Origin of the sequence: Moellerella wisconsensis ATCC 35017, from assembly GCF_001294465.1 — a bacterium.
Lineage (GTDB): Bacteria > Pseudomonadota > Gammaproteobacteria > Enterobacterales > Enterobacteriaceae > Moellerella > Moellerella wisconsensis.
In genome coordinates this window covers 1-401 of the sequence record NZ_LGAA01000055.1, presented here as the reverse complement: position 1 = coordinate 401, position 401 = coordinate 1, and the positions used below count along the sequence as shown (strand labels likewise).

Annotated in this window: 1 pseudogene; it reads left to right on the top strand. The window is 46.1% G+C overall.

Annotation, left to right across the window (positions count from 1 at the left end):
- Positions 1–401, top strand: a pseudogene (locus M992_RS15265) (LPD7 domain-containing protein); the annotation flags it as partial.

The window sequence follows — 401 nt, the reverse complement described above, 5'->3', positions numbered from 1 at the left end:
GGAAGAATCGGCCTCTGTACAGCCGAAGAAGCAGAATGCATCTGATACTCAAAAGGAAGATAAAGCTGCGGGTGAATCCTGGGAGAAAGGCGTTATCGTCGCGCATGGACGTGCTAAGTATGAGTGGAAAGATGATGAATCCATGAACTACTTTGTCACTCTCAAAAATGAACATGGAGAGAAGACACTCTGGGGGAAAGACCTTGAGAGAGCGGTTAAAGATGCTGGTGTAGACACCGAACGTCTTGTTACAGTCAGAAAGCTGGGATTTGTGGATGTTGAGGTGAATGCACCTGTCCGTGATGAAAGCAACAAGATCGTTCGTTATGAAACTATCCAGACCAAACGTAATGAGTGGGAAGTAAAACCTGTATACCCACAGCCAACAGCAGGGAATGAAC